At 48.5% G+C, this 25232-nt stretch carries 28 protein-coding genes; 26 read left to right on the top strand and 2 right to left on the bottom strand.

Going from position 1 to position 25232, the window contains the following annotated elements; all coding sequences use genetic code 11:
- Positions 1 to 82: 82 nt before the first annotated feature.
- From HZB75_04685 to HZB75_04675, 3 genes are all read left to right on the top strand, one after another.
- Positions 83 to 514 (top strand): hypothetical protein, encoded by a 432-nt coding sequence (locus HZB75_04685; protein QQG50789.1) that lies wholly within the window; start codon positions 83 to 85, stop codon positions 512 to 514.
- 120 nt (positions 515 to 634) lie between these two features.
- A complete protein-coding gene (locus HZB75_04680) occupies positions 635 to 934 on the top strand; it encodes a hypothetical protein (protein QQG50788.1) in 300 nt (99 codons plus the stop codon).
- A gap of 80 nt (positions 935 to 1014) precedes the next feature.
- A complete protein-coding gene (locus HZB75_04675) occupies positions 1015 to 3231 on the top strand; it encodes a DNA translocase FtsK 4TM domain-containing protein (protein QQG50787.1) in 2217 nt (738 codons plus the stop codon).
- Here the strand turns inward: HZB75_04675 and HZB75_04670 are convergent.
- A complete protein-coding gene (locus HZB75_04670; protein ID QQG50786.1) occupies positions 3228 to 3770 on the bottom strand; it encodes a hypothetical protein in 543 nt (180 codons plus the stop codon). The two genes, HZB75_04675 and HZB75_04670, sit on opposite strands and share 4 nt — an antisense overlap.
- Before the next feature lie 122 nt (positions 3771 to 3892).
- Here HZB75_04670 and rpsF point away from each other — a divergent pair, with 122 nt between their 5' ends.
- The 7 genes from rpsF to HZB75_04635 all read left to right on the top strand — a co-directional run bounded on the left by rpsF (position 3893) and on the right by HZB75_04635 (position 8623).
- Positions 3893 to 4240, top strand: a complete 348-nt coding sequence (gene rpsF / locus HZB75_04665; GenBank protein ID QQG50785.1) for a 30S ribosomal protein S6 — start codon at positions 3893 to 3895, stop codon at positions 4238 to 4240.
- Positions 4241 to 4246: 6 nt separating this feature from the next.
- Positions 4247 to 4696: a single-stranded DNA-binding protein gene (locus HZB75_04660; protein QQG50784.1), complete on the top strand. Its 450-nt coding sequence runs from the start codon at positions 4247 to 4249 to the stop codon at positions 4694 to 4696.
- 21 nt (positions 4697 to 4717) lie between these two features.
- Positions 4718 to 4915 carry a 30S ribosomal protein S18 gene (locus HZB75_04655; GenBank protein ID QQG51371.1) on the top strand — a complete coding sequence of 66 codons (198 nt, stop codon included), beginning with the start codon at positions 4718 to 4720 and terminating at the stop codon, positions 4913 to 4915.
- A gap of 79 nt (positions 4916 to 4994) precedes the next feature.
- A complete protein-coding gene (efp, locus tag HZB75_04650; protein ID QQG50783.1) occupies positions 4995 to 5555 on the top strand; it encodes an elongation factor P in 561 nt (186 codons plus the stop codon).
- A 22-nt stretch (positions 5556 to 5577) separates the two neighbouring features.
- Positions 5578 to 7365 carry a serine hydrolase gene (locus HZB75_04645; GenBank protein QQG50782.1) on the top strand — a complete coding sequence of 596 codons (1788 nt, stop codon included), beginning with the start codon at positions 5578 to 5580 and terminating at the stop codon, positions 7363 to 7365.
- Positions 7362 to 8090, top strand: coding sequence for a TlyA family RNA methyltransferase (locus HZB75_04640; GenBank protein ID QQG50781.1), 729 nt, complete (start codon positions 7362 to 7364; stop codon positions 8088 to 8090). The genes HZB75_04645 and HZB75_04640 overlap by 4 nt, the downstream gene beginning before the upstream one ends.
- Positions 8090 to 8623: an AAA family ATPase gene (locus tag HZB75_04635; GenBank protein QQG50780.1), complete on the top strand. Its 534-nt coding sequence runs from the start codon at positions 8090 to 8092 to the stop codon at positions 8621 to 8623. The genes HZB75_04640 and HZB75_04635 overlap by 1 nt, the downstream gene beginning before the upstream one ends.
- On the opposite strand, the gene ychF is transcribed toward HZB75_04635, so the two are convergent.
- Positions 8613 to 9692, bottom strand: coding sequence for a redox-regulated ATPase YchF (ychF, locus tag HZB75_04630; GenBank protein QQG50779.1), 1080 nt, complete (start codon positions 9690 to 9692; stop codon positions 8613 to 8615). The genes HZB75_04635 and ychF overlap by 11 nt on opposite strands.
- Positions 9693 to 9769: 77 nt before the next feature.
- Here ychF and HZB75_04625 point away from each other — a divergent pair, with 77 nt between their 5' ends.
- From HZB75_04625 to HZB75_04550, 16 genes are all read left to right on the top strand, one after another.
- Positions 9770 to 10051 (top strand): metal-sensitive transcriptional regulator, encoded by a 282-nt coding sequence (locus tag HZB75_04625; GenBank protein ID QQG50778.1) that lies wholly within the window; start codon positions 9770 to 9772, stop codon positions 10049 to 10051.
- Positions 10052 to 10167: 116 nt separating this feature from the next.
- Complete coding sequence (locus HZB75_04620; GenBank protein QQG51370.1) at positions 10168 to 12168, top strand: heavy metal translocating P-type ATPase; 2001 nt, start codon at positions 10168 to 10170, stop codon at positions 12166 to 12168.
- Positions 12169 to 12180: 12 nt separating this feature from the next.
- Positions 12181 to 13095 (top strand): YHS domain-containing protein, encoded by a 915-nt coding sequence (locus HZB75_04615; GenBank protein ID QQG50777.1) that lies wholly within the window; start codon positions 12181 to 12183, stop codon positions 13093 to 13095.
- Positions 13096 to 13132: 37 nt separating this feature from the next.
- Complete coding sequence (locus tag HZB75_04610) at positions 13133 to 13504, top strand: hypothetical protein (GenBank protein QQG50776.1); 372 nt, start codon at positions 13133 to 13135, stop codon at positions 13502 to 13504.
- A 49-nt stretch (positions 13505 to 13553) separates the two neighbouring features.
- Positions 13554 to 14201: a DUF305 domain-containing protein gene (locus HZB75_04605; GenBank protein ID QQG50775.1), complete on the top strand. Its 648-nt coding sequence runs from the start codon at positions 13554 to 13556 to the stop codon at positions 14199 to 14201.
- Between the two features lie 128 nt (positions 14202 to 14329).
- Positions 14330 to 14866: a hypothetical protein gene (locus HZB75_04600; protein ID QQG50774.1), complete on the top strand. Its 537-nt coding sequence runs from the start codon at positions 14330 to 14332 to the stop codon at positions 14864 to 14866.
- On the top strand, positions 14866 to 16845 hold the full coding sequence (locus tag HZB75_04595) for a hypothetical protein (protein QQG50773.1): 1980 nt from the start codon (positions 14866 to 14868) through the stop codon (positions 16843 to 16845). The genes HZB75_04600 and HZB75_04595 overlap by 1 nt, the downstream gene beginning before the upstream one ends.
- A 62-nt stretch (positions 16846 to 16907) precedes the next feature.
- Complete coding sequence (gene pilM / locus HZB75_04590; GenBank protein ID QQG50772.1) at positions 16908 to 17954, top strand: type IV pilus assembly protein PilM; 1047 nt, start codon at positions 16908 to 16910, stop codon at positions 17952 to 17954.
- Positions 17954 to 18679 carry a hypothetical protein gene (locus HZB75_04585; GenBank protein ID QQG50771.1) on the top strand — a complete coding sequence of 242 codons (726 nt, stop codon included), beginning with the start codon at positions 17954 to 17956 and terminating at the stop codon, positions 18677 to 18679. The genes pilM and HZB75_04585 overlap by 1 nt, the downstream gene beginning before the upstream one ends.
- A 1-nt stretch (position 18680) precedes the next feature.
- Positions 18681 to 19382, top strand: a complete 702-nt coding sequence (locus HZB75_04580) for a hypothetical protein (GenBank protein QQG50770.1) — start codon at positions 18681 to 18683, stop codon at positions 19380 to 19382.
- Positions 19379 to 19612 carry a hypothetical protein gene (locus tag HZB75_04575; protein ID QQG50769.1) on the top strand — a complete coding sequence of 78 codons (234 nt, stop codon included), beginning with the start codon at positions 19379 to 19381 and terminating at the stop codon, positions 19610 to 19612. The genes HZB75_04580 and HZB75_04575 overlap by 4 nt, the downstream gene beginning before the upstream one ends.
- A gap of 11 nt (positions 19613 to 19623) precedes the next feature.
- A complete protein-coding gene (locus HZB75_04570) occupies positions 19624 to 21387 on the top strand; it encodes a type II/IV secretion system protein (protein ID QQG50768.1) in 1764 nt (587 codons plus the stop codon).
- A gap of 13 nt (positions 21388 to 21400) precedes the next feature.
- A complete protein-coding gene (locus HZB75_04565; protein ID QQG50767.1) occupies positions 21401 to 22471 on the top strand; it encodes a type IV pilus twitching motility protein PilT in 1071 nt (356 codons plus the stop codon).
- Position 22472: 1 nt separating this feature from the next.
- Positions 22473 to 23684, top strand: coding sequence for a type II secretion system F family protein (locus tag HZB75_04560; protein ID QQG50766.1), 1212 nt, complete (start codon positions 22473 to 22475; stop codon positions 23682 to 23684).
- Between the two features lie 83 nt (positions 23685 to 23767).
- The gene (locus HZB75_04555) at positions 23768 to 24241 is read left to right on the top strand and encodes a type II secretion system protein (GenBank protein QQG50765.1); all 474 of its coding nucleotides are present in this window, start codon (positions 23768 to 23770) and stop codon (positions 24239 to 24241) included.
- Between the two features lie 74 nt (positions 24242 to 24315).
- The gene (locus HZB75_04550; protein QQG50764.1) at positions 24316 to 25197 is read left to right on the top strand and encodes a prepilin peptidase; all 882 of its coding nucleotides are present in this window, start codon (positions 24316 to 24318) and stop codon (positions 25195 to 25197) included.
- Positions 25198 to 25232: the final 35 nt, after the last annotated feature.

Here is a 25232-nt window from a genome sequence, read left to right as displayed (position 1 = left end):
GCAACAAAACATCCGCCTAATAAGCGGATGTTTTTGCTATAATCTCTCGTTGGAACTGTTGTCTATTTTTGTGAGGTGCGTCATGGCGCTGCTTGCAGCAGAGTTACGGGTGGTCGATCATATCGCCCGGGACTTCCTTCAACTGTACGGCACCGACTACGACAGCTCGGCCAATGTTCAATTCCGATCTCGTGTCGGCCCCAAGTCGCTCATGCGAGTGTTGCTCGCGAGCGAGGCGCGACGGGAAGATTTCCGGCTGGCGTTCGAAGAGCGAATCAACAAGGGACGGTCTGGAGATCTGCGGTTCGCCGTGTCTCTCGACACGCAGCGCCTACGCAAGCTTTCCCGTCGCCATCTTGGCTCCGGGGCGGTGCTGATCGGCGTACACCCTGTTCGCGAGCCAAGCCAAGGCGATCGATCTGCGACGCGAGAATTCCTGTCGCTGCACCGAGTGTTCGAGATCACGCAGGGCGGACTGGTATTCATTCCGTTTGACGCGTCCGAGTTGTCGTAGACACTCACGGTTCTGGCTGGGTCACGACGTGCTACGTGTGCGTCGTGACCCAGTGTGGATATTGACTTATTATAATTCTTATGCTTAAATAAATATGTAAACTAATCAAAAACAAAAAATATGTCTATCATTCACTTATTGTATGCACTTGCCGCCACTGTCGCTATCTATGCGTGTCTTCCTCAGCTGCGTAAACTTACCCAAACAAAACAGTCCGACGAGTTCAGTCTTTCTACCTGGGTTATCTGGCTTGTTACTCAGGGCGTCGCGGTTCTTTATGCAATTACTATCAGCGACCCGCTTTACGCAACGGTTAGCGTCGTGTGGCTTGGCTTCTATGCACTTATGGTAACGCTTATTGTTAAGTACCGCAAAGAGGCCAAATTGGCTGTTGTTCAAGAAGTAACGCAAAAGCCATAAGCGCATTTGCAAAATATTGTAATTTTTGCTATAGTATAAGATGTCAATCTGAAGCGAAAGCGCTTATAATAAAAACAACTATGGCAAAGAAACGAAAATCATCGCGAAAAAAGCAACAGCAAACGTCCGCTCAGCATAGCTTGCCGACGGGATTTTGGGCGCAGGTAGGCGCGGTGTTCCTTGTTGCCGTCTCGCTACTACTGGTGATCGCATGGTTTGGGGCAGGTGGGCCGATATTAGAGTGGCTGCACGCAAGCGCTCTTAGTACTATTGGTTACGCTGTGTACGTGGTTCCACTTCTTTTCGTGTATGTTGCCGTTGAGATTTTTCGGGCCGAAAACAATCGGCTTCCATTTGTTGTGCGCTTGGCGACTGCACTTTTGATAGTGTGGTTTGCTGGCCTTTTTGGTCTTATGAAAAACGAGGCTGGCGAGGCGACGGGCGGCTTTGTGGGGCGGCTTGTAAACGGTGGCATGCTTTCGCTTGTCGACAGTGGTGTTGCGGCGTTTATCTACGTTCTTCTTATTTTAGTGACGACATTATTTGTTCTTCGGGTTTCGCCGATTACCGTTATTAAAAAAATATGGGAATTCGCGCGCCGCGACAGTAGTGACCTAGACGAAAACGTAAAGGTTATGCGCCAAGCGGCTGCCGCCGACGTACCAAAACACCACGCAATTGGCGAACTAAAGCTTAATGCTGGTGTTCCAACTCTCGACCAAGACGACAAGGGTAAAAAAGGTGCGCATCTTTCGAGCCTTCGCGGCAGTATAAAGCAAGACAAGGTAGCTGAAGAGCAGGCGGCGCTTGTGGCCGTTAGCGACCCTAACTGGCAACCGCCAAGCGTTGATCTCCTTGAGAAAAAGCAATCGCCGGCCGATGCTGGTGACGTTCAGCAGAACGCGCAAACGATTCGCGATACGCTTGCCGAATTTAACATCGAAGTTGGCATGGAAGGCGCGAATATCGGGCCAAAGGTAACGCAGTACACGCTGCGACCGCCAAGTGGCGTAAAACTAACGCGTATTACCGCGCTTGAAACGAACATTGCCCTTAACCTAGCTGCGCAAAGCCTTCGTATCGAGGCGCCTATTCCAGGGCAGCGCGCTGTGGGTATCGAGGTGCCAAACCGCAAAGCGGCCGACGTGCGCCTGCACGGTGTCCTGACATCGAAGCAGTGGAAGACGAATAACGAGCCGCTAGCCTTTGCTATTGGTAAAGATATTTCGGGCGAGGCAGTTGTGGGCGAGCTAAATAAAATGCCACACCTTCTGATCGCTGGTCAAACAGGTAGTGGTAAGTCGGTTATGATCAACACACTGTTAACGAGTCTTTTGTACCGCAACAGTCCAAGTGATATGAAACTTATTCTGGTTGACCCAAAGCAGGTTGAAATGGCACCGTACGAGGATATTCCGCATCTGCTAACACCTGTTATTACCGAGCCGGACAAGACGATTAGCGCTCTAAAGTGGGCGGTGAACGAAATGGAGCGTCGCTACAAGCTGCTTGCCGAAGAGAAAATTCGCGACATTAAAAGCTACAACCAAAAAATTCAATCTGGCAATAAAAAGCTGTCTGTTCCAGACGAAGACGGCAATGAGCACCAAGTAGATGATGGTGCGATGCCGTACATTGTGATTGTTATCGACGAGCTAGCCGACCTTATGATGGTTGCTGCGCGCGACGTAGAGGCGCTTATTGTGCGCTTGGCACAGAAAGCTCGTGCTGTGGGTATTCACCTGGTGCTTGCCACGCAGCGCCCAAGTGTTGATGTTATTACCGGTCTTATCAAGGCGAACATTCCGGCGCGTATCGCGTTTACGGTTGCATCACAAATCGACAGCCGTACAATCCTGGATCAAGCGGGTGCGGAAAAGCTTTTGGGGCAGGGTGACATGCTGATTTTGACCCCAAGCATGAGCAAGCCAAAACGTATTCAGGGCGCCTGGGTGATGGATGAAGAAGTGGGCAAAATTACTGATCACCTGCGCATGCAGTCGGCACCTCAGTATAACGACGAGATCGTTTCGCAACCGGTACAGCTTAATGGCCGCGGCGGTGTGGTAATGGACTTTGATAGCGGTGGAGACGACGACATGTATAAAGACGCGATCCGCTGTGTGGTTGAAAGCGGCAAGGCAAGCACCAGCCTGTTGCAACGACGCCTGCGCATAGGCTACGCCCGCGCGGCACGTATTATCGAGCAGATGGAAGAGCAGGGTGTTATTGGCGCAGCAGACGGCTCACGGCCACGAGAAGTGCTTATTAGCAGCCTCGACGACCTTGCGACCTAGGGTTGCAGGACGGCGAACCGCGTAACATTTGTTTTGTCGGTTTCTATGTTAGTGGCCAGAATAGGAAGTTGGTAGATCGCGGCGGCCCCTTGGCTAGCAATGGCTGCACAGGTAGGATCGCCCAAGTCTTTTATGTAGCGGACTGCAGCTGCAGTATCGAAATACTCCGTTCTCTTGATATGAGGAAGATGGGCATCGAGAAATTCGCTCGATTGTCCGAGCGCCACGGGGTGTGAATAAACGCATGAGATTGTTGCGAGAGTGGCACCGGGAAGCGCAATAAGCTGTTGGTGGACCGGAAGTGAAACTTCGCCGATAACGGGATAGTTGTAGGCCTTTAAAAGCTGTAGGGATTCGGCAATTGGTCCGTAATTTGAGTTTTCGATAGCAACGACTGCTGCCTCGGCGTCGCCTGTTCTTAGCGCCTCGAAGACACCCATGAATGTCTCTTGGGGCACGATGTGGCAACCATCGCCAAACCATTGTTTGGCGGCAGCCTCGTGAAATGAGCCGATTTCTCCTTGAATTGCTATGCGCACGCGCTCTATTGTACCACGCTCACCCCTAGACGACAGGGCAAAACTAAGGTATAATACATAGGTTATCAACTCGGCTTATACCAGATATAAGCATCCAAAATGGATTCCAGAGGAGGAAATCTATGAAAGAATACGAACTAACCGTTCTGATTCACCCGGATCTTGAGGCTGACCTCGAGACTCCACTTACCAAAGTTCGCGATATTATCAAGAACGCCGGCGGTGAAATCACCAAAGAAGACAACTGGGGTAAAAAGAAACTTGCCTACAGTATCAAACGTGAAGAGTTTGCCGTGTATGTCTACATGGACGTAAAACTTCCAGCAGACGCACCACTAAAAATCAGCAACACGCTGAACATCACCGACGAAGTACTACGCTACCTGCTTGTCACCGTTGACGAAAAGGGACGCAAAGCGCTAGAAGAAGCAAAAGCAAGCGCATCTGACGAAACAAAAGAAGAGGAGTAGGGAATTATGGCCAAAAGCATCAACCAAGTGATTTTAATGGGACGCCTTACCCGCGACCCAGAAGTACGCACCACAACAACAGGTAAGACGATCACAAGCTTTAGTATTGCGGTTGATCGCGGCGGCCAAGAGGACGCAGCTGATTTCTTCGACGTGACTGCGTGGGAAAAGCTTGGCGAACTTGTTAGCCAGTATCTTTCAAAGGGTCGTCGCTGCCTTGTGCAGGGACGCCTTCGCCAAGATAGCTGGGACGACAAAGAAACCGGCAAAAAGCGCAGTAAAGTTGAGGTTGTTGCGACCGATGTTACTTTCCTTGATGGCCCGAACGGCGATAACGCCGGCGGATCATCGAACTACTCGAACAATAACTCGGGTGCTCAGAACAAAAAATCTGACGACGTTGTTATTGAAGATATCGACGACAAACCTATTGATTTAAGCGAAATTCCTTTCTAGGAACCAGGAGAAAATATAATGATGAAACGATTTAAGAAAGATACGCCTGCTTACTTTGACTATAAAGACGTTAAAACGTTGCAGCGATTTATCAACATGTACGGCCAGATTGAGCCGATTGCAAAAACTGGCCTAAGCGCAAAACAGCAGCGCCAGCTAGCAGTTGCTATCAAGCGTGCACGCCACTTGGCACTACTTCCATTTGTTGTATCTAACTAACATTTAGAAAACTCTGCAGCGCATAAGTTTTGTGCGCTGCGAAGCATTTCTAAACACCAATTACCCTAGGAGATTTATTATGTATCAGCCAACAGATCTAAAAAAAGGCGTTGTTTGCCAAATTGACGGCAAGCCATTTCGCGTTATCGAGTATTCGCAAAAGGTAATGGGCCGCGGCGGAAGTATCGTGAACGTTAAGTTGAAAAACCTTATCGATGGTAGTGTTATTCCTAAGACCTTTAAAGGCCAGGATAAAATTGAGCGTGCCGAGGTGAGCAACAAAACTGTTCAGTATTTGTACGCCGATGCCGATAACTTTTTCTTTATGGACCCAGAGACGTTCGAGCAATTTGAGCTTGGTGCGGATATTGTTGATACGGCCGCAAGCTACCTAAAAGAGGGTGACATGCTTAGCCTGCAATTCTTTGGCGACCGTGTTATTAACGTTGAACTTTCGAAGAATGTTTACCTAGAGGTGACGTATTCTGAAGATGTCGTAAAGGGTGACACGACAAGTAGTGTCCTAAAAGACGCGACGCTTGAAACTGGGCTAGTTGTAAAAGTTCCAGCATTTATTAAGACAGGCGACATTATATCTGTTGATACAACTACCGGCGAATATCGCGAACGTAAAAAATAATCGCTAGTGTTACAATGGGGTTATGGTTACAGCTAAAAAAGCTGCAAAAAAAGAAAAACCCCAACAGAGTAAAACCAATCAAACACTGAGGGCTCGTTTTGCCGTGCATTATGGGCCGTATGTGCCACAGAAAAAGCACCACAGGGTGTTTTTGTGGATTCTTGGCGTTGTTCTTGTTTTGATCGTGGGGGTTCAGCTTGCATATCCGCGTGATAGGGCGTTGCCGCTTGCAAGTATACCTGGTAAAACACTGCCGTTTGCGACGTACGACGAATCGGCAAAGGCTATTGAAGAAGCGTTCAATAGTTCACGGATAAAACTTGTTGTGGGCGCGGATAAAACGGAAGAGTTTGATATAAAAACGGTTGGTGCCGAGCCTGACACGGAGCGAATGATAACAAGAATGCGTGATTACGAGTTATGGCAACGGTTTATTCCGGGGTCTATTTTGTGGCAGCCCGCGCAAATCTCGACAGCTGATCTGTATTTTACGAGCGCTCAATTTACAAAGTTTATTGATACGGTAAGTAAGGAACTGAGCTTTGCGCCAACGAATGCACGGCTTGCTCTTGATAAAGGACGAGTTGTCGCGTCGGAGGCGGTTGAGGGGAGCGAAGTCTCAAGTAAAGAGCTTTTAGAGGTAGTAAGCGTTGCGCCGATTATTCTAGGGCGCACGACGGTTATTTCGGTGCCTGCAGAGCGCGTGCCTGCCGAACTGGGATCGGAAGACTTAGAGCAGGTACGTGGCCAGGCAGAGGCGGCATTGGCTCACACGGTTGCCATTACGGCTGATAACGAACGTTTTTTGCCAAGCAAAGACGAAGTGGCGTCGTGGATATTGCTCAGTACTGATAAAAAAGGGCAGGTGACACTAAAGGTAGACAAGCTGAAGGTTAAATCGTATATCGCGGGGTTGAATAAAAAAGTTGGAACAGCTGCGGGGCAAACGAATATCACAATTGTTGACGGCCGCGAAACGGGGCGTACGACAGGCAAGTCTGGCCGGGCAATAAATAGCGATGCGCTTATAAAAGAGTTGAGTGCTGCGCTTTTGAAGGCGGAGCCAAAGGAGATCAAGCTAACGGCGTCGTTTATAACTTTGAAGCCGAGCGTTATTTATAATAGCAAGTACACCGCCACCGAAGCGGGACTTCAGGCGTATGCAAACGACACGGCACGGACGCGCAATATGCACATCTCGATTCAGCAACTTACCGGCGAGAAGTGGAAAGTTAACGCGCGGGCGACCGAAAGTATCCCAAGCGCGAGCACGTACAAGTTGTTTTTGGCGCTTGTGCTGTTTGACCGTATCGACAAAGGTGAAATCAAATGGACTGACCCTATGCTCGATACGACCGTTGCTGGTTGTTTTGAACGTATGACCGTCGCCTCGACAAACCCATGTGCCGAGAAATGGATTGCCATGTTTGGACGCGAGTATATTAATAAATTTATTTATGCGCGTGGTTTTAGTAAGGGGACGTCATTTACAACTGGTGGTGCAAACCAAACGACCGCCGCAGACTTAACAAAATATATGACCGGCCTTAATAATGGATCGCTTGTAAGTGGGGCAAATCGTGCGCGCCTGCTAGACTCATTGGGGCGTCACCCATACCGATACGGCATTCCTACTGGTAGTACAGGGGTGGTTCATGATAAAGTAGGGTTTCTGTGGGATTACGTGCACGATACTGGAATTGTGCAGCACAAACGCGGCACGTATATCATGACAGTAATGACAAAAGGCCAATCATACGCCGCAATTGCCGCGGTGACCCGCGAAGTAGAAAGAATAATGTACCCATGACAAAACAGCGACTCGATATTGAACTGACAAAGCGCGGGCTTGCCACAAGCCGCTCGCAAGCCGAAACCTGGGTAAAACTAGGGAAAGTGACGGTGGACGGCACGGTAATTACCAAGCCTGGACATTTTGTTCGAGAAGACGCGGCAATTAAAATGACCGCCAAAGAACAATATGTTAGCCGGGCGGGGCTTAAGCTAGAAAGCGTTGCAAAATTACTGCACCTGGATTTTCGCGGCAAAACAGTGCTAGATGTGGGGAGTAGCACGGGCGGATTTACCGACTATGCTTTGCGAAACGGCGCACAAAAAGTGTACGCGGTAGATGTAGGTACCGAGCAGCTTCACCCGAGCCTTCGAGGTAACCCAAAAATCGAGCTTCACGAAAAAACGGATATCCGCGATTTTTACCTGCCCGACGACAAGCCGGATATTATTGTTATCGACGTTTCGTTTATTAGCCTGCGCGAAATTCTGCCGCACCTTGCTAATTTTTTAGTAAAGGATACAACGCAGATTGCTGCGATGTTAAAGCCACAGTTTGAGGCGGGCAGAGACCAAACGAATAAGGGTATCATAAAAAACGATGCCGTGCGACGTCAGATTCTGCGCGATTTCGAGAACTGGTCGCGTGAGTATTTTGTAGTAAAAGACAAGCGAGACAGCGACGTTTCGGGTGCGAAGGGTAATCAAGAACGATTTTATCTGCTAGAAAAGGTAAAGAAATAATGTCATTGATTTACATAACGGGCATAGCCGGCGCTGGCAAAAGCACTATAAAAGATGAGCTACGCCGACGAGGTTTTGAGGCGTTTGGCACCGACGAGGATAATCTTGCTGCCTTTTACCACAACGAAACAGGCGAGAACGTAGGAAATGACGTTCCGTCGAGCGTGCGAACGGAGCAATGGCGCAGAGCACACTCGTGGAAGGTGCCGCGGGAGGCGGTTGAAGAGCTTCGTGATCGTGCAAAGGACAAGCCCATATTTTTGTGTGGCGTCGTTTCGAATGATGATGAGTTTTGGGGTTTATTTTCACAAGTGATTGCTTTGTCGATTAACAAAGCAACGCTTGTTCAAAGACTGCGTGACAGGCCTAATAATAGCTACGGTAAGCTCGATCACGAGCTTCGTGACGTACTAGAGTGGCAGGAGACCGCCGAAGAAGCCTACGTGAAGCTTGGCGCGCAGATTGTTGATTCGACGCGCCCGCTAAACGAGGTAGTCGACGAAATTCTTTCCATTTGCAAGATTAAACGTTAAATCTAAATTCAACAATATCACCGGGCTGCATAACGTATTCTTTTCCCTCGGTGCGCATTTTGCCGGCGGATTTAGCTGCGTTTTCAGAACCAGCTTCAACGAGGTCATCGAAATCTACCACTTGCGCGGCAATGAACCCTCGCTCGAAATCGGTGTGAATAACACCGGCAGCTTGCGGAGCGGTGGAGCCTTTTTTAATTGTCCAGGCACGGACTTCTTTTGGACCGGCGGTAAGGTAGCTTTGTAGGCCAAGCGTATCGTAAGCTGCGTTTATAAGTTGGCTAAGGCCTGTTTCGGTAACACCGTAGCTTTGCAGTAGTTCTTCGGCGTCGGCCGAATTAAGACCTTTTAGTTCGTCTTCTAGTTTGGCGCATACGAACACGGCTTTGTTTGGCGCAACTAACTCGCTTAGTTCAGCTTTGCGGGTATCGTTTGAAAGCGTGTCTTCGTCGACATTAAATGCGTAGATAACTGGCTTTGCCGTAAGGAGGTGCAGCTCGGCGATATACTCGTGATTCAGTGACGGGAGGCTTGAAAGCGGCTTGTCAGACTCAAGAATTTCGCGCAGAGACTGAACGTATTCAATTGCAGGGCGTAGCGCGGGCTTTGCTTTGGCTTCTTTGATCATCTTAGGCAGGTGACTGTCGATTGTCTGGAGGTCGGCAAGGATAAGCTCGGTGTTGATAACGCTGATGTCGTTTGCAGGGTGAATACGGTTTGCAACGTGAACGATATCGTCGTTTTCGAATGCGCGCACAATATGAATGATCGCGTCGCACTGACGAATGTTCGCGAGAAATTTGTTGCCCAAGCCTTCGCCCTTGCTTGCGCCGGCAACAAGACCGGCAATATCAACAAAAGTTACCGTTGCGGGAAGAATTTTTTGACTGCCGTAAATATCGGCAAGTTTTTGCAGGCGCGAATCTGGCACAGGTACGATACCTGTGTTTGGCTCGATAGTGGCAAAAGGGTAGTTAGCAGCCAATATACTGTTGTTGGTAAGGGCATTAAATAAGGTGGATTTACCGACATTCGGTAGCCCGACGATCGCAATTTGAAGTGAACTCATAGTATCAGTATAACAGAGATGGCTTTGTTATTTTAATAGTATTGCCATAATACCCCCTGGGGGTATATACTTGTCTTATGAAGACGGTCAAAGAACGAGCAGTACACAGGGCGAAGATTATAGAAGGTCAGTTTAAGGGTTTGCAAAAACAGATCAATGAGGATGCGTACTGCATGGACATTTTAACGCAGAGCTTGGCTATTCAAAAGTCGCTTGCATCGCTGAACAAGCTCGTGCTTGAGAACCATATCGCGACACATATCCAGGAAATGATGGCTTCGGGAGATGAAACGCAAAGAAAGAAAGCATTGGCCGAACTCTCGCAGTTGTATGAGCTAAATAATATAAGGAGTAGGTAATGGAACACCACGGACACGATGGCGGCGAGATAAATGAACAGACGAAGGTGAAGTATGCTTGCCCTATGCATCCTGGGGTAGTATCAGACAAGCCTGGCGTGTGTCCAAAATGTCACATGGCGCTGGAGAAAATTAGTGTTAGTTCAGAGCATCGCGAACACGACAAGCATGCTGGGCACAGCCCCAATATGTTTAAGAATAAGTTTTGGCTGAGCTTACTTTTTACAGTTCCGGCTTTGCTATTTTCGCATACTGTTCAGGGGTGGCTTGGTTTTGAGTTGATGTTTTCGGGTAGCGAATATATCCCAGCTGTATTTGGGACACTTATCTTTTTCTATGGCGGTTTAGTGTTCCTAAAAGGTGCCAAGGCAGAGATTGCGGCACGCCAGCCGGGCATGATGACCCTAATCTCTATGGCAATTACCGTCGCATTTATTTATAGTGCGCTCGTAACGCTTAGGCTGGTGAGTGGCATGGATTTTTGGTGGGAGCTTGCAACGCTAGTGACGATCATGTTGCTCGGTCATTGGCTCGAGATGGCGTCGGTTGAAAACGCCCAAGGTGCTCTTAATGAGCTGGCAAAATTGCTTCCCGATGAGGCGGAGCTGGTAAAAAATGGCAAAAGCCAAACGGTCACCATAAAAGAGTTGAAGGTGGGCGACGTGGTATTGGTGCGTCCTGGTGGGGCGGTGCCGGTCGATGGAAAAGTTGTTAAGGGCGAGTCTGAGGTTAATGAGTCGATGCTAACGGGTGAGTCGAAGCGGGTGAAAAAGGTTGTTGGCGCCGAAGTTATTGGGGGCACGATCAACACTAGTGGAGCGTTGACTATTGAAATAACAAAAATTGGTGGTGATACGGCGCTTGCGGGTATTATGAAACTTGTCGAGGAAGCTCAGACGAGCAGATCAAAAACGCAAATTTTAGCAGACAGAGCGGCGTTTTATCTTACATTCATTGCGCTTGGTGCGGCATTATTGACGGCGATTGGCTGGTGGTGGGCCGGCGAATCGGCGGGGTTTATTTTTGAACGTGTTGTGACGGTACTGGTAATTGCCTGTCCTCATGCCCTCGGTCTTGCGATTCCACTCGTCACGGCTATCTCGACAACGCTTGCCGCTAAAAAAGGCTTACTGGTGCGTGAACGCACGGCGCTGGAATCGGCGCGAAATATCGACGTCGTTTTGTTTGATAAAACCGGCACGCTAACGAAAGGTGAGCAGGGTGTCGTTGATATTGTCGCCAAAGATAAGAGCCGGGTAGTAAGCCTTGCTGCGGCTCTGGAGAGTGAATCGGAGCACGCGATCGCTATGGCGATCGTTCGGTATGCGCGCGACCAAAATGTACCGGAAACTCGCGTTACCAACTTTTCGGCACTCTCGGGCCGTGGTGTACGGGCTAAGGCGAACGAAAAATATGTGTACGTTGGTGGGCCGCGACTACTAGAAGAGCTTGCAATTGAGCTTGATGGTGAGTTGCGAAAAACAACGAGTGAGGCTTCGGACGATGGAAAAACAGTAGTCTATGTTATTGAAGACAAAAATGTACTTGGGATGATTATGCTTGCCGATGTTATTCGCGAAGAGTCGAAAGAGGCGGTTGCACAGCTACATGGCATGGGTAAACGAGTTGCGATGCTAACGGGCGATAGCAAAGGTGTGGCGGCATGGGTTGCTAAAGAACTTGGCATTAAGGAATATTTTGCCGAGGTGTTACCCGAGAACAAGGCTGAAACAGTCAAAAAATTACAAGCTGACGGGAGCCGCGTGGCAATGGTTGGTGATGGCGTTAACGATGCACCTGCGCTGACGCAGGCGAATGTAGGTATTGCGATCGGCGCTGGCACGGACGTTGCGATCGAATCAGCAGGAATCGTCCTGGCTAGCAGCGACCCGCGGGGCGTGGCAAAAATCGTAACGCTTTCGAAGCGAACGTACAGTAAAATGCTCCAAAACTTGGCATGGGCAACGGGTTATAACGCGTTGGCGATTCCGCTAGCGGCGGGTGTTGCTTGGTCGTTTGGTTTTGTTCTTTCACCGGCGCTCGGGGCGGTTTTAATGTCGCTCTCGACGATAATCGTTGCTATTAATGCACAGCTTTTACGACGAGTAAAATTATAAAGAGAGGTATTTATGGAAAGTAATGAACACAAACACCACTATCTCGATACGGAGCGGACTGACATTTCACCCGACCACTTAGCTTTTTGTCCGGTAACTGGCGATGTCATCGATACGGCGGAAGCCGAAAAGCTGGAACACTTCAGGGACTATAACGGTAAGCGAATTTACTTTTGCTGCGGTACTTGCGTTCATTTGTTCGATGAAAACCCTGAAAAATATGCTCATAAATCGCACGACGCTCGTAGTCTCACGCTAAAAGAAAAAGAACATCTTGTCGATAATATATGGGCGTTTCGTTTTGTGTCGGATCGGCCGTTGTCTTGGATACCTGGGCAGTTTATCCGCGTCGAAATTCCTCATGATAGCCCAGATAGTGAAGGTACGAAGCGATGGTTTACGATTTCATCGACACCGAGCGACGGGTTTCTTCAGATTACTACCCGTGTGACCGGCACGACGTTCAAGCAGGCGTTGGCGGCAATAACGGTGAGTGAAAAAGTGCGGTTGATTGAACGGCCAGACGGTGATTTCATCTGGCAAGAGAGTGAAAATCCTCTTGTTTTTGTAGCCGGTGGTATAGGTATTACGCCTTTTTACAGCATGATAAAAGCGCGTATTGGCAGTGGACAATCGGTTTCGGCGACCCTTATTTATAATGGTCGAACCGATGATCTGCCGTTTAAGGCTGAGTTTGATGAAGCCAGTAAGCGCCATTCGGAATTTTCTGTGCGGTACGTTATTGGTGAGCAACTTAATGTTGAAAAGCTGAGAGAGCTTGTGCCGGATTTTATGATGTCGCAAATTTATATTTCGGGTCCAGAGCCAATGGTTGAGGCGCTTGGTCGGGCGTTAATGGATGAGGGGTTATCGGAGAGCGATCTCCATCAAGATTTTTTCCCGCACTATACAGAAAATACCTACTAACCCGACTCATAATGAGAAATGCAGTAAAATGGTAATTATGAGTCAGGTGCTACGAAAAGTTGGTTCATTCTTCTCGATAGCACTTTTGATGGTGTATGCTTTTGGGGTTCATGCATGCGTCTTTCCGCAAACGAGTCATGTACCGGGTGGCGTAAAACACGACGTGAGTTCATTGTCGAGCTGCCTCACGGCCTGTGCTTTAACGGCGCCAGGCAAAGACGACTATCTTAGGGAAACTGACGAGAATGATGACGATGAGCCTCAACCACCGTTTTATATACAATTCCAATCATCGTCACTGGCTGCTCTTGAAAAGCAGCATAGTCAAGAAGCTCACTTGGCAATAGAACGAGAACCGCCACCGGGCGGTCTTTCGGCCTATATCGCTTTTGCCGTTTTTCGCGCTTGAGATTTACTACTTTAGAAGTAACTAATGAATAATCTTGAGGAGTTTTGCGATGAGTAAAAAAACTAAAATTATAACTGTTATTGTGGTGGCAATATTGGCGCTGGCTACTATTGTGTTCGTTTATCGAGACTCGCTTTTTAGAAGTGTAAGTGTCCAGCTGCCCGCTGCCGATAGTCAGGTGGATAAGACGTCGTCTATGTATAGGCAGTACGCTGAAATGACCGGTGAGATATATGACCGAAGCTTCATTGCTAATATGATAGCGCATCACCAAGGTGCTGTTGATATGGCAAAACTAGCTCAGAGAAATGCCAAGCACCAAGAGTTAAAGGACATGGCGAATGACATCATTTTGGCTCAAGAAAAAGAAATTTCAGAGATGATGGCGTGGCAAAAAGAGTGGGGCTATCCGTCGACGAGCGGTGATACTATGATGGACCATGGCGCAATGGGCATGATGGATGAGATGGAGGGTATGGCGGCTGAACTTAGGGGTAAGACAGGTGATGATTTCGATAAGGTTTTTATCGAACAGATGATTATGCATCACCAGTCGGCAATTGACATGGCGGCACCCGGCACAGTAAACGCCAACCATCAAGAAGTCAAAAACCTGACAAGGGCTATCGTTGCAGCGCAGAGTAAAGAAATTGTTCAAATGATGCAGTGGCAAAAGGACTGGGGCTACAACCAGTAGGGCTTAACTGCGCGTTGTGGGCTATTTTATGGTGGGTTGGGGCTTAAGTAGATTGCGCACACTTTAATTCTTATGCTAATATAACGGCAGTAATACTATCTATAAAAAGGCTATTAAAAATTATGCGGATGCCCCAGAAGAAATACATTATTTTTGCAGGTATTATCCTGGTGGTGATTGGCGCAAGTGCGACAGCCGCATATATCTTAAGTCAGCAGAGTGCTCAGCCACAAGTTCAGCCCGATAAGCAAGATGACACGAGCGGGGTTCTTGACCAGACACCCGCCGATGCAAAGGCCGACGAGGCAAACAAGCTCGTATACGATGGCGATCTTGACGCTGGAATCAAGCTGATTGATAAGGCAATCGAAGAAACGGATGATCCGGCAGAAAAAATTACCTACCACTCTGAAAAAGCAACAATTCTATACAACAACGGTAAAAAAGATGCGGCGTTGCCCGCTGCGATTGCTGCCTATGATATAGCGAAGAGTTCGGATAGCGCTGCGTTTGTTGGCCAGATTGCGCGAGAGATGGGGAATACGCCGCTTGCACTGGAGTATTACAAAAAGGCGCTCGAGCATATCGATAAGACAGATCCATTTTGGGATGAAGATACCGAGTATTACAAGGGAATCATTGCCGAACTTGAGGGAGGGAACTAATGAATAGCGTTGTTTCATATTTTCGATCTCTAAGAGTGTTTCATTATGCGTTACTGGCTGTTGTGTCGATCGCTAGCTTTACGATTGTCTACTACAATGTCGCAGAGGCGGCTTGCTATACAGGCACGGTTCACGGACGAACCTGTTTTAGGGGGTACTTTAGTAATGTCGATGACCGCGGTGGTCACTATGTGCTGCCAACGATTAGTAATGATCAGGCCCTTCCGGCGGCAACTATTCGAAGCGCCGATTCTTTGTATAATTTGCTGCGTGCCGCATATGGTAGCGGTTCAAATCAGCGAAGGACCGGTGCGGCGTTTATTTATAACACAATGATGAGCGGCAATGCTCCCGGCGTAGGACGAACGGTGTCGAATGCGCAGTGGCTCGAACTGCGTGATCGGCTGCGTGGACTAGATGCGGCGGGCAAGATTAGTTGGAGCGGGAATGTCAGCGCTTCGATTAATACCTATTGGCAAGGTCAGGATAATGGATTTATTCAAGACGGTACCAATAATGACGATGCATTTTACCAAGAGGCAAAAAATGAAGCCGGTATTACGATTCGAGATTATAATAACAATATCATCTATCAAATCTTGAGGCGATGTGCAAACCCGATGGGGCGCTCGACCGGACTTCCGCCGGCCAGCAACTACACGCTCACGCCCCATATAACAGGCATTTCTCCAACGACTATAGAGGCGGGAAGCAAAGTTTCGGTTTCGGGAACGGTAGACAATCAAGGCGACCGAGCGAGTGATTCCACACAGTGGGAAATAACACAGATTACGGTAGAACCGGGGCAGTTAGCCCCAACAGAGAGTCAAAACGGCACTGTGTCGGCAACGGCGCCATGTCAAAGCAACGGTGGTGCCGCGACGGGTAATTACTTTAATAGTGCTGTTGCGGATTGTAAGAACGTAGCCAAAGGGAGGGGTGTCTTTAACCTTGGTGTTCCGGCGCAAAATCTTCGACCATCAATAAGTGGATTAGATGTCGGCGATTTAGACGTTGGTACGCGTGTTTGTTTTGCACTGTCGGTTCAGCCACGTAGGGTGACTGATACGCGCTGGGCACACTCGAAGCCTATTTGTACTGTTGTAGGAAAAAAGCCAAAAGTACAGATTTGGGGCGGAGATGTTTCGGTACGTGGAAAGATCGAGACAAGCACGAGCGTAAAAGATATCAGCGGCACTACAAGAACTTTTGGTAGCTGGGTAGAATATGGGGCGTTCTCGATAGGAACGAACAGTCGATTTGCCTCGGGATCAGGTTTGTCGAGCCAGACTAACAATAACCAAGCGGCTTGGAGCAGGTTAACCTTTGCGAATGAGGACGCGTCGGGCGCTGATGCCTTTGGTCAGTATACGACTGCAGCCAATTTTAGAGCCGTGCCTGCTATTGCGGCATACTTTGGAACGATACAAAACCGTACGCCGGTGAGCGGTAGCGTTAATATCAATTCGCTTGCCTACGATAATGACGATCCTATTTTGGTGCATACTGCAGGAAACCTAACGATCACGGGCGGGACGCTGCCCGTAGGAAGGTCGGTGGTCGTTATTGCGACGGGTACGGTTACTATTTCGAACAGTATTCGCTATACGAGTGCGAATATGAACAGTGTGAATGATATTCCGCAAATTGTCATAATCGCAAACAATATAAATATTCGCTCTGCAGCTACGCGAGTTGATGCATGGCTAGTGGCGAGTGGTACGGTTAACACCTGCTCAAACTTTACTGGATTGCTTACGTCTGCAAAATGTAACGCAAGACTTGAAGTAAATGGTCCGGTGGTGACAAACAGGCTACTTCTTAACCGCACGGCGGGCTCTGGTACGGGCGCACAGTCTGGGGACCCAGCAGAGCGATTCAATTTGCGTGCGGATGCGTTCTTATGGGCGCGACTTCAGGCGTCGGGCAGCAGTAAGGCGCAAACAGTTCACTCGGTCGAGCTTCCTCCGCGATTCTAAAAGGCGTTTTATCACTAAAGCCTTGCCTTTAGTGATGCCGCTTATGTATAATGAAAGACAATATGGCATTACTAAAGGGCGTGGGCGACTTTTTTGCACTGGACATCGGCACCAATGCGGTGCGCGTAGTGCAGCTTACTAACAACGGACAAGATAATTGGTCGTTGGTCCATTACGGATACGCTCCTGTCGACATAAAAACGACAAGCGCCAACTCTAAAGAATCAGAACGTCGTCTCGGTGAAATTATCATGACCGCCGTAGGGCAGAGCGGTATTAAGACGAAGAACGTTGCAATCGGACTTCCATCGCAAAAGACATTCACAACTGTCATCGATGTTCCAACAATGGCTGAGGCTGAGTTGAAGAGCACGATCAAGTATCAAATCGATCAGTATATCCCTATGGCAATCGATGAGGCGAAGGTAGACTGGGTCTTGTTGGGTCAGTCGGCTCATAACCCGCAGCAGCAAGAAGTGCTGCTTGCAAGTACGGCGAATAGCTATGCCGAGGAGCGTCTTGAGTTTATCGAGGGCTTAGGGCTGAACGTTATTGCCGCCGAACCAGATCCTATCGCTATGATTCGCGCGCTGCTTCCAGCCGGTATCCAAGATGCGCGTTTGATTATCGATGTTGGCGAATTGTCGACCAACCTTGTTGTAACGTATGGTGACTCACCACGACTTGTTCGTACGATTCCTACGGGTATCCACTCGCTTGTGAAGGCAGCGGTACAAAACCTCAACGTTCAAGAAGACCAAGCTCGCCAGTTTATTATAAAGTTTGGTTTAGCGCCAGACCGTCTTGAGGGTCAGGTGTATCACGCTGTAGAAAGCGTTCTCGAAGGATTTGCGGCCGAGCTTACGAAATCGATCAAGTTCTTCCAGACACGCTACCCAAACACTCCTGTGGGCGGTATATTACTTTCTGGCTATGCTAGTGTTATTCCAAAGTTTGGCGATTACGTTACGGCAAAAACAGGCGTCAATTCGGCCCAAGCTAATCCTTGGCAAAAAGTACGCGTTCCTCAGTCTGATCAGCAGCAGCTTGCAACGATAGCGGCAGAGTTCGCGACCGCGGTAGGGCTTGCAATGAGGAGCAATAAGTAATGATTGAAATCAACTTAGTTCCAGATGTAAAGCAAGAGTTGATCAAGGCTCAGCGAGTTCGCGCTAGTGTGATTTCACTTGCGATTATCGTTGGAGTGGCGGCAGTTGGTGTGGTGGTTGTTTTAGCAATCTGGGTGTTTGGTATTCAGACGGCTCGTAGCGTTCTTACCGATAACACCATTAAGAGCGAGAGCGAAAAACTGTCGAGCGTTGAAGATGTTTCAAACACACTCACTATTCAGCATCAGTTGAGCAAGCTTTCAGAGATGCACAATGCAAAGAGTATCGATTCTCGTATCTTCGATGTGCTTGCAACGATAAATCCATCGGCGCCAAACAACGTTGCGATTACTAATGTTTCGCTAGATGCCGCAACAAAAACAATCCGTATCGAAGCACAGGCGGTCAATGGCTACCCGGCGCTCGATGTCTTTAAAAAGACAATCTCGGCAACAGAGTTCAAATTCACAAAAGATGGTCAGGAACAATCTGTTCCGCTTGCAGCAAACATGGGTGACAGCGACAGGAGCTACGGAGAAGACGCAACAGGCGCAAAGGTGCTTCGATTTACGCTAACCTTTACGTATCCAGAACTCCTGTTTAACCGCACGGCACAAAACGCAACTATTGTTGCTCCGGAACGAACAAACGCAACCGACTCATTCAAGGGCGTGCCGCGAAGCCTCTTTACGCAAAAGGCGAGCGACGCACAGGGGGATAACTAACATGGCAACACAAGATACTGCACTACGAAAGCGCCAACAGATTGCCAATGCGAATCGCATGATGTTCATATGGGTGGCAGCTGTTTCGGTACTTGTTGGATTTGCTATCGTGGCATCGCTATTTCTTCTACAGAAGGCTTGGTTTAATGAGAAAGTTCTTGGTGAAAAATCACAAACCGCCTCAACGCTGACGAAAAACAACGAGGTGATTAATAGCCTTAAAGACGAAGTAAGGGTGCTTAACACTAATGAGGCGCTAAAGTCGGCAATGGCCGAGGGCGAAACCGAGCCGATCCAGGTAGTACTTGATGCACTTCCTTCAGACGTCAACTCGTCGGCGTTCGGCTCCTCTTTGCAAGAAAAGTTCCTTAACGATCCAGCACTTGCGATTGAATCGCTGAACGTCGATCCTGTAGCGGGCGTCGAATCGCAGTCCGATTCGAATGTTCAGGACGCGTCGGTTGTTGAAGGTGCAGAAGGTAACAATCAAATCACATTCCGTTTCTCTGTGAGCACCTCGGCGAATGATGCAAGCGCCCTAAAGACTCTTTTGCAGAAACTAGAGCGATCAATCCGAGCCATCGACCTTACAACGGTGACAATTGAAACGCAAGGAAATAGGTTGATGCTGGCTGTCGAGGGCCGCGCATTCTACGAGCCAGCAAAAACTGTTGAACTAAAAGATAAGTTGGTAAAGCCATGAAAAAATCTGATGTAGCAATGATTATCTTGATTGCGTCGATGAGCGTGCTGATTGCGTACTTTGTTGCGAAAGCAGTTATCGGCGATGTTCAAAACGAATCCGTTAAGGTAAAAACAACCGAAGCGATTACGACAGATATCGTACAGCCGGATACGACCGTGTTTAATTCTAATGCTATCAACCCGACGGTTGAAGTGATTATCGGTGGTAAAACACAGGGTAGTCAGTAGGGCGTTGGGACATGGCGCTTCTTACTAACGACATCCAAGAAAAGCTCATTACCCTTCTAACAGAGGAGGGTCTTGTTGCTGAGAATATTCTTCGTAACGCTGAAGATGACGCCGCAAAGACGAATAAGCCGCTTCTTGCGGTCCTTACCGAGCAGGGAATTGTTGATGACGAACTACTAACACATGCAATTGCGCAGGTTTCGGGCGTGCCGTATGTAAATCTTAGTAGCAGTATTATCGATCAAGACGTTTTGGCGCTGCTTCCCGAGGATATCGCCGAGCGTTTCATGGCCGTGCCACTTGCAGAGGTGCAAAACCGTCTTGCCGTTGCAATGATCGATGCGAACAATGTTCAGGCGGTTGACTACCTGGCAAACCGTATCCAGCGTCCTATAAAGGTATTTATGGCGTCTGAAGCGGGTGTGCGTCATGTTCTCGACCAATATCGCACCGACCTTTCCAGCGTGGGCGAGGCGGCCGAGGTATCGCAGCAAGAGGCGCAAAATGCGAGCAGCGGTGATATCAAAACGATCGTTCAGGATTCGCCGATTAGTCGTGCTCTTAGCACGATTTTAGAGTATGCCGTGAAATCACGAGCAAGTGATGTTCATGTGGAGCCGCTTGAAAAAACGCTCAAAATCCGCGTACGTGTCGACGGCGTGCTTCGTGAAATTATGCAGCTGCCAAAATCAATCGAACCAGCGCTGGTGAGTCGTATAAAGATTCTTTCTAATCTTAAGATCGACGAACATCGTATCCCGCAGGATGGCCAGTTCACTGTTAAAGTTGCTGCAAAAGAAGTTGACCTTCGTATTGCAATTAGTCCGGTTGTTTGGGGTGAGCAGGTGGTTATTCGTCTTCTCGATAAATCTGGTAACAGTTTTGATATCGAGCAGATGGGGTATGCGGGCCGTGCCCTTAGGACGATTCGCAAGGGTATTAAACATCCAAACGGAATGATTCTTACCTCTGGACCTACCGGTTCGGGTAAGTCGACCAGCCTTTACGCGCTTATCAAAGAAATTAAGAACGATACGGTTAATATCGTGACGCTTGAGGATCCGGTTGAGTACAAAATGGATGGCGTCAACCAGATTCAGGTAAATGCCGAGGTGGGGCTTACCTTTGCTAATGGCCTGCGCTCTATCCTGCGTCAGGACCCCGACGTTGTCATGGTGGGTGAGATTCGTGACTCCGAAACGGCAAGTCTTGCCGTGCAAGCGGCTCTTACTGGACACCTTGTGTTTAGCACGCTGCACACCAACTCGGCTGCCGGCGTGTTGCCGCGTTTGCTTGATATGGGTGTTGAGCCGTTTCTTATTGCCAGTACGGTGAATACAATTATTGGTCAGCGACTGGTGCGCCGTGTTGCCCCAGCACGAGACAGCTATCTGTCGAATCCTATCGAAACGCAGAATATTATGGCTACCGTGGGGCATCTTCTGCCGAAAACGAAAGCCGACGTCGCAAGGGTTTCTGAAGATTTAGGCTATAAGGACTTGCCGTTAAGTGGTCAAAGCGCTTATACTTTAGTCAAGGGTAAAGATACCCCTCAAACGCCGCGAGGATACGCTGGCCGTGCCGGACTTTACGAGGTGATGGATGTAACAGAAGAAATCCAAAACCTTATCGTCGCACACGCAACCAGCAACGAAATCCAACGCAAGGCGATTGAGCAGGGAATGATTACAATGCGACAAGACGGTTACCTCAAGGCGCTACAAGGCCTTACCACGATAGAAGAAGTAAACCGCGTAGCCGCAGATATAGCGTAAGAAGGGTGGAGAAATGAATAATCAGGAACTACGAATCGAAGTACTGCTCGAGGAAGTTGTTAAAAAACGTGCGTCTGACCTTCACTTGCAAGTTGGGTTGCCGCCGATGCTTCGCGTCGATGGAAGTCTTGCGCCAATCGCCGGCTACGATCCTTTAGATGAGCCTGCGGTAGAGGGGCTGGTGTTTGCCATCCTCGACCAAGATCAGCAGCAGATTCTTATGAAAGACAAGGAATTCGACTTTAGCTTTGCTTTTGGTACGCTTGGTCGATTCCGTGTGAATGCCTTTCACGAACGAGGTAATCTGGCTGCGGCACTGCGCCTTATTCCAAACGAAATCAAATCAGTAACCGAATTAGGTATGCCGCCGGTCGTTATGAGTTTTGCCGACTATCCGCGTGGACTAGTTCTTGTTACGGGCCCAACGGGATCAGGTAAATCCACAACTCTTGCAGCGCTTGTGGATAAGATTAACAGCGAGCGCGCCGATCACATTATTACTATCGAAGACCCGATTGAGTTTACGCACAAGTCAAAAAAATCAGTTGTCGTGCAGCGAGAGGTTCACTACGATACCTACAGCTTCTCGGCGGCACTTCGATCGAGCCTTCGCCAAGACCCAGATGTCGTTCTTATTGGTGAGATGCGTGACCTTGAAACGATTTCGGCGGCCATTACTATCGCCGAGACAGGACACCTTGTCTTTGCAACACTTCACACCAACAGTGCCGCGCAATCTATCGACCGTATGATCGACGTATTTCCTCCACACCAACAACCCCAGATTCGCGCACAGCTTTCGAATATCCTCATGGCAATCTGTTCTCAGCGATTGGTGCCGGCAATCGGTGGTGGGCGAGTGGTAGCCGCCGAAGTGTTGGTGGCAAACCCAGCAGTGCGCAATATTATTCGTGAAGGCAAGGCACACCAGCTCGACGCTGTTATTCAAACTGGCGCCGACCAAGGAATGCAAACAATGGACCGCACGCTTGTTAGCCTTATTCAAAGCGGTACTGTTACCTACGACGAAGCTCGAAACTTCGCAGTCGATCTCAGCGAGTTCGAAAGGTTAATGAGAGGCTAGAATGAAGAAATTTAACTATCAAGCAAAGGATGCCTCAACGAATAAGATCGTTAAAGCAACTGTTCAGGCCGACTCTGAAAATGCAGCCGCCAAGCTACTTATGGCACAGGGATTTACGCCGCTTGATATTCAGGAAATCGATGAAAACGGCAGTTTTTTTGGTCGCCTTACAAATCGAATTACTACCAAGGATAGGATTGTTTTTACGCGTCAGCTCGCCACGCTTATTGGAGCGGGTCTACCTCTTTCGCAAAGTCTTCATACGGTTATGGAACAAACCGACAACAAGCGATTGCAAGGGGTCGTAGAGGATATTGTCGCCTCGGTAGAAGGTGGTAAATCGCTTTCAGAATCTTTTTCAAAGCACCCCGAAGTATTCGATAAAGTGTTCTTGGCGCTTATTGCAGCTGGTGAGGTTTCAGGGACGCTCGACGAGTCGCTTATTCGTATCGCAGCCCAGCAAGAAAAAGATGCCGCTACCATGAGTAAAATTAAAGGCGCATTAACATATCCGATTATCGTTTTAGTCGTTATCTTTGGCGTTATGGCATTCATGCTTTTTACAGTGGTGCCGCAGGTAGAAAAGCTTTATCACGACCTTAAAAAGGAGCTTCCGCTTCTTTCCCAGATTATGGTCTCGGCTGCAGACTTCTTTGCTCAGTTCTGGTGGCTGGTTATTATCGTGGTTGGCGTAGGCGTCTACTTTTTACTTCAGTATCTCAAGACAGAGGGTGGTATCAAGTACAAAGATACGTTCAAGCTGAATGTTCCACTTTTCGGTCGGATGTTCCGTAAGCTGTATATGGCGCGCTTTGCCCGAACGGGGCAGACGCTGCTTTCGACCGGTGTGGCGATGCTTGATATGCTGCGAATTACTAGCGAATCGGTTAACAACTCGATCGTTTCACGAAGTATCGATAGGGCCGCTGAAAAGGTGAAAGGCGGTAAGGCGCTTTCGACAGCACTTCAGCCAGAAGATTATATTTTGCCACTTGTACCGCAAATGATTAAAATCGGTGAACAATCGGGTAAGATCGATGAAATGATGGGTAAGACAGCCCAGGTTTACGAAGACGAGCTCGACGAAGAAATTAAGGCGATTTCGACGGCGATTGAGCCGATCCTAATGGTGGTGCTTGCTGTAGTTGCAGGTGGTATGGTTGGTGCTATCTTGCTGCCAATCTACAGCTTGGTAAACGGAATAAATATATAGACAACCACGCGCGACTGAGGTACTATTAACGTAAGCGTTTTGCGCAACAAATAACCTGTTCATAGAAAGGTGGAATAGATTTTATGAACGTACAACAGAAAAATAAAGAAAAGGGCTTCACGATTATCGAGGTCGTGTTGGTACTGGCAATTGCCGGTCTGATCTTCCTGATGGTATTTATCGCGCTTCCTGCATTGCAGCGTGGTCAACGTGACCAACAGCGCAAGAACGACCTTAGTCGTGCTCAGACAGCAATCAACAACTATCAGTCGAACAACCGAAACGGACTTCCAGGCGCTACGAGTGCAGCGTGGAACAGTACGATTCGTGATCAGTACTTGACGGTAGGGGGTGACACGTTTACTGATCCTTCGCAAGGTGATTATTCGTTTAGCTACCAGGGTACAAACCGCACTACTCCAACAACGCTCAGTAACATTATCTACGTCCACACAAGCTCAACATGTGACGGTGAAAGTGTTGTTGCGGCTGGTGCAAACAAAGTAGCGCTCTCCTTCAAGCTTGAAGGTGGTGGTGTTGCCTGTGTTAACAACTAGCGACTAAATACTTAAAAATCCCAGTTTCTGACTGGGATTTTTTGTTTCTGACGCTTTAAGGTATGATAGTGCTTATGGAACAACTACTTATCTACGGGGCTCTTGCGATTATTGGACTTGCTATGGGAAGCTTTGCGGGAGCGAGCGTATGGCGCCTTCGAGGACGCCAGCTTGTAGAGGACAGGGCTGCGGGCGAAAAGGTGAACAGTAAGGAGTACACCACGCTACTCCCACTTACCAAGACGACTTTTACGAGCGATAGATCACAGTGTCTTCACTGTAACCACCCGCTTGCATGGTACGACCTTATTCCGCTTGTTAGCTGGGCAAGTACTGGCGGTAAGTGTCGCTATTGCCACCGGAAGATCGGTTACTTTGAGCCGCTTATCGAGATAGGTGTGGCACTGCTGTTTGTTGCCTCATACGCATTATGGCCAATACCTCTTGAGTCAACCGCGGATATCATGCAGTTTATCCTTTGGCTTGTTAGTTGCGTGCTTCTGGCTATCTTGTTTGTCTACGACCTCAAATGGTTCCTGTTGCCGAATACTATCGTATTTCCATTAATTGCGGTCGGATCACTGGTCTCGTTTCTCATTTTTCTCGATTCACCAGATGGCGTCGGAACATTGCTCAATGTTTTTTCGGCAACGGTAATCCTTAGCGGTCTTTATCTCCTACTATGGGTGGTCTCAAAAGGGCAATGGATTGGATTTGGTGATGTGAAATTGGGATTGGGTTTGGCACTTTTGCTGGCTGATTGGCAGCTTGCATTTATAGCACTGTTCGCAGCTAACCTTGTAGGCTGTCTTTTAGTTATACCTGGTATGCTTGCCAAAAAGATCACCCGAAAAACACGCGTGCCATTCGGACCGCTCTTAATTGTCGGTGGTGTATTTGCTGCGCTTGCAGGGCAGTATGTCGTTGATTGGTATTTTACACTCTCGATTTACTAAGACTTATCGGCACAAAGCACTTATGCTATAATTAG

The organism is Candidatus Saccharibacteria bacterium (assembly GCA_016432585.1).
Lineage (GTDB): Bacteria > Patescibacteriota > Saccharimonadia > Saccharimonadales > Saccharimonadaceae.
The sequence above is the reverse complement of the archived record's forward strand: the minus strand, read 5'-3'. Positions and strand labels throughout refer to the sequence as shown.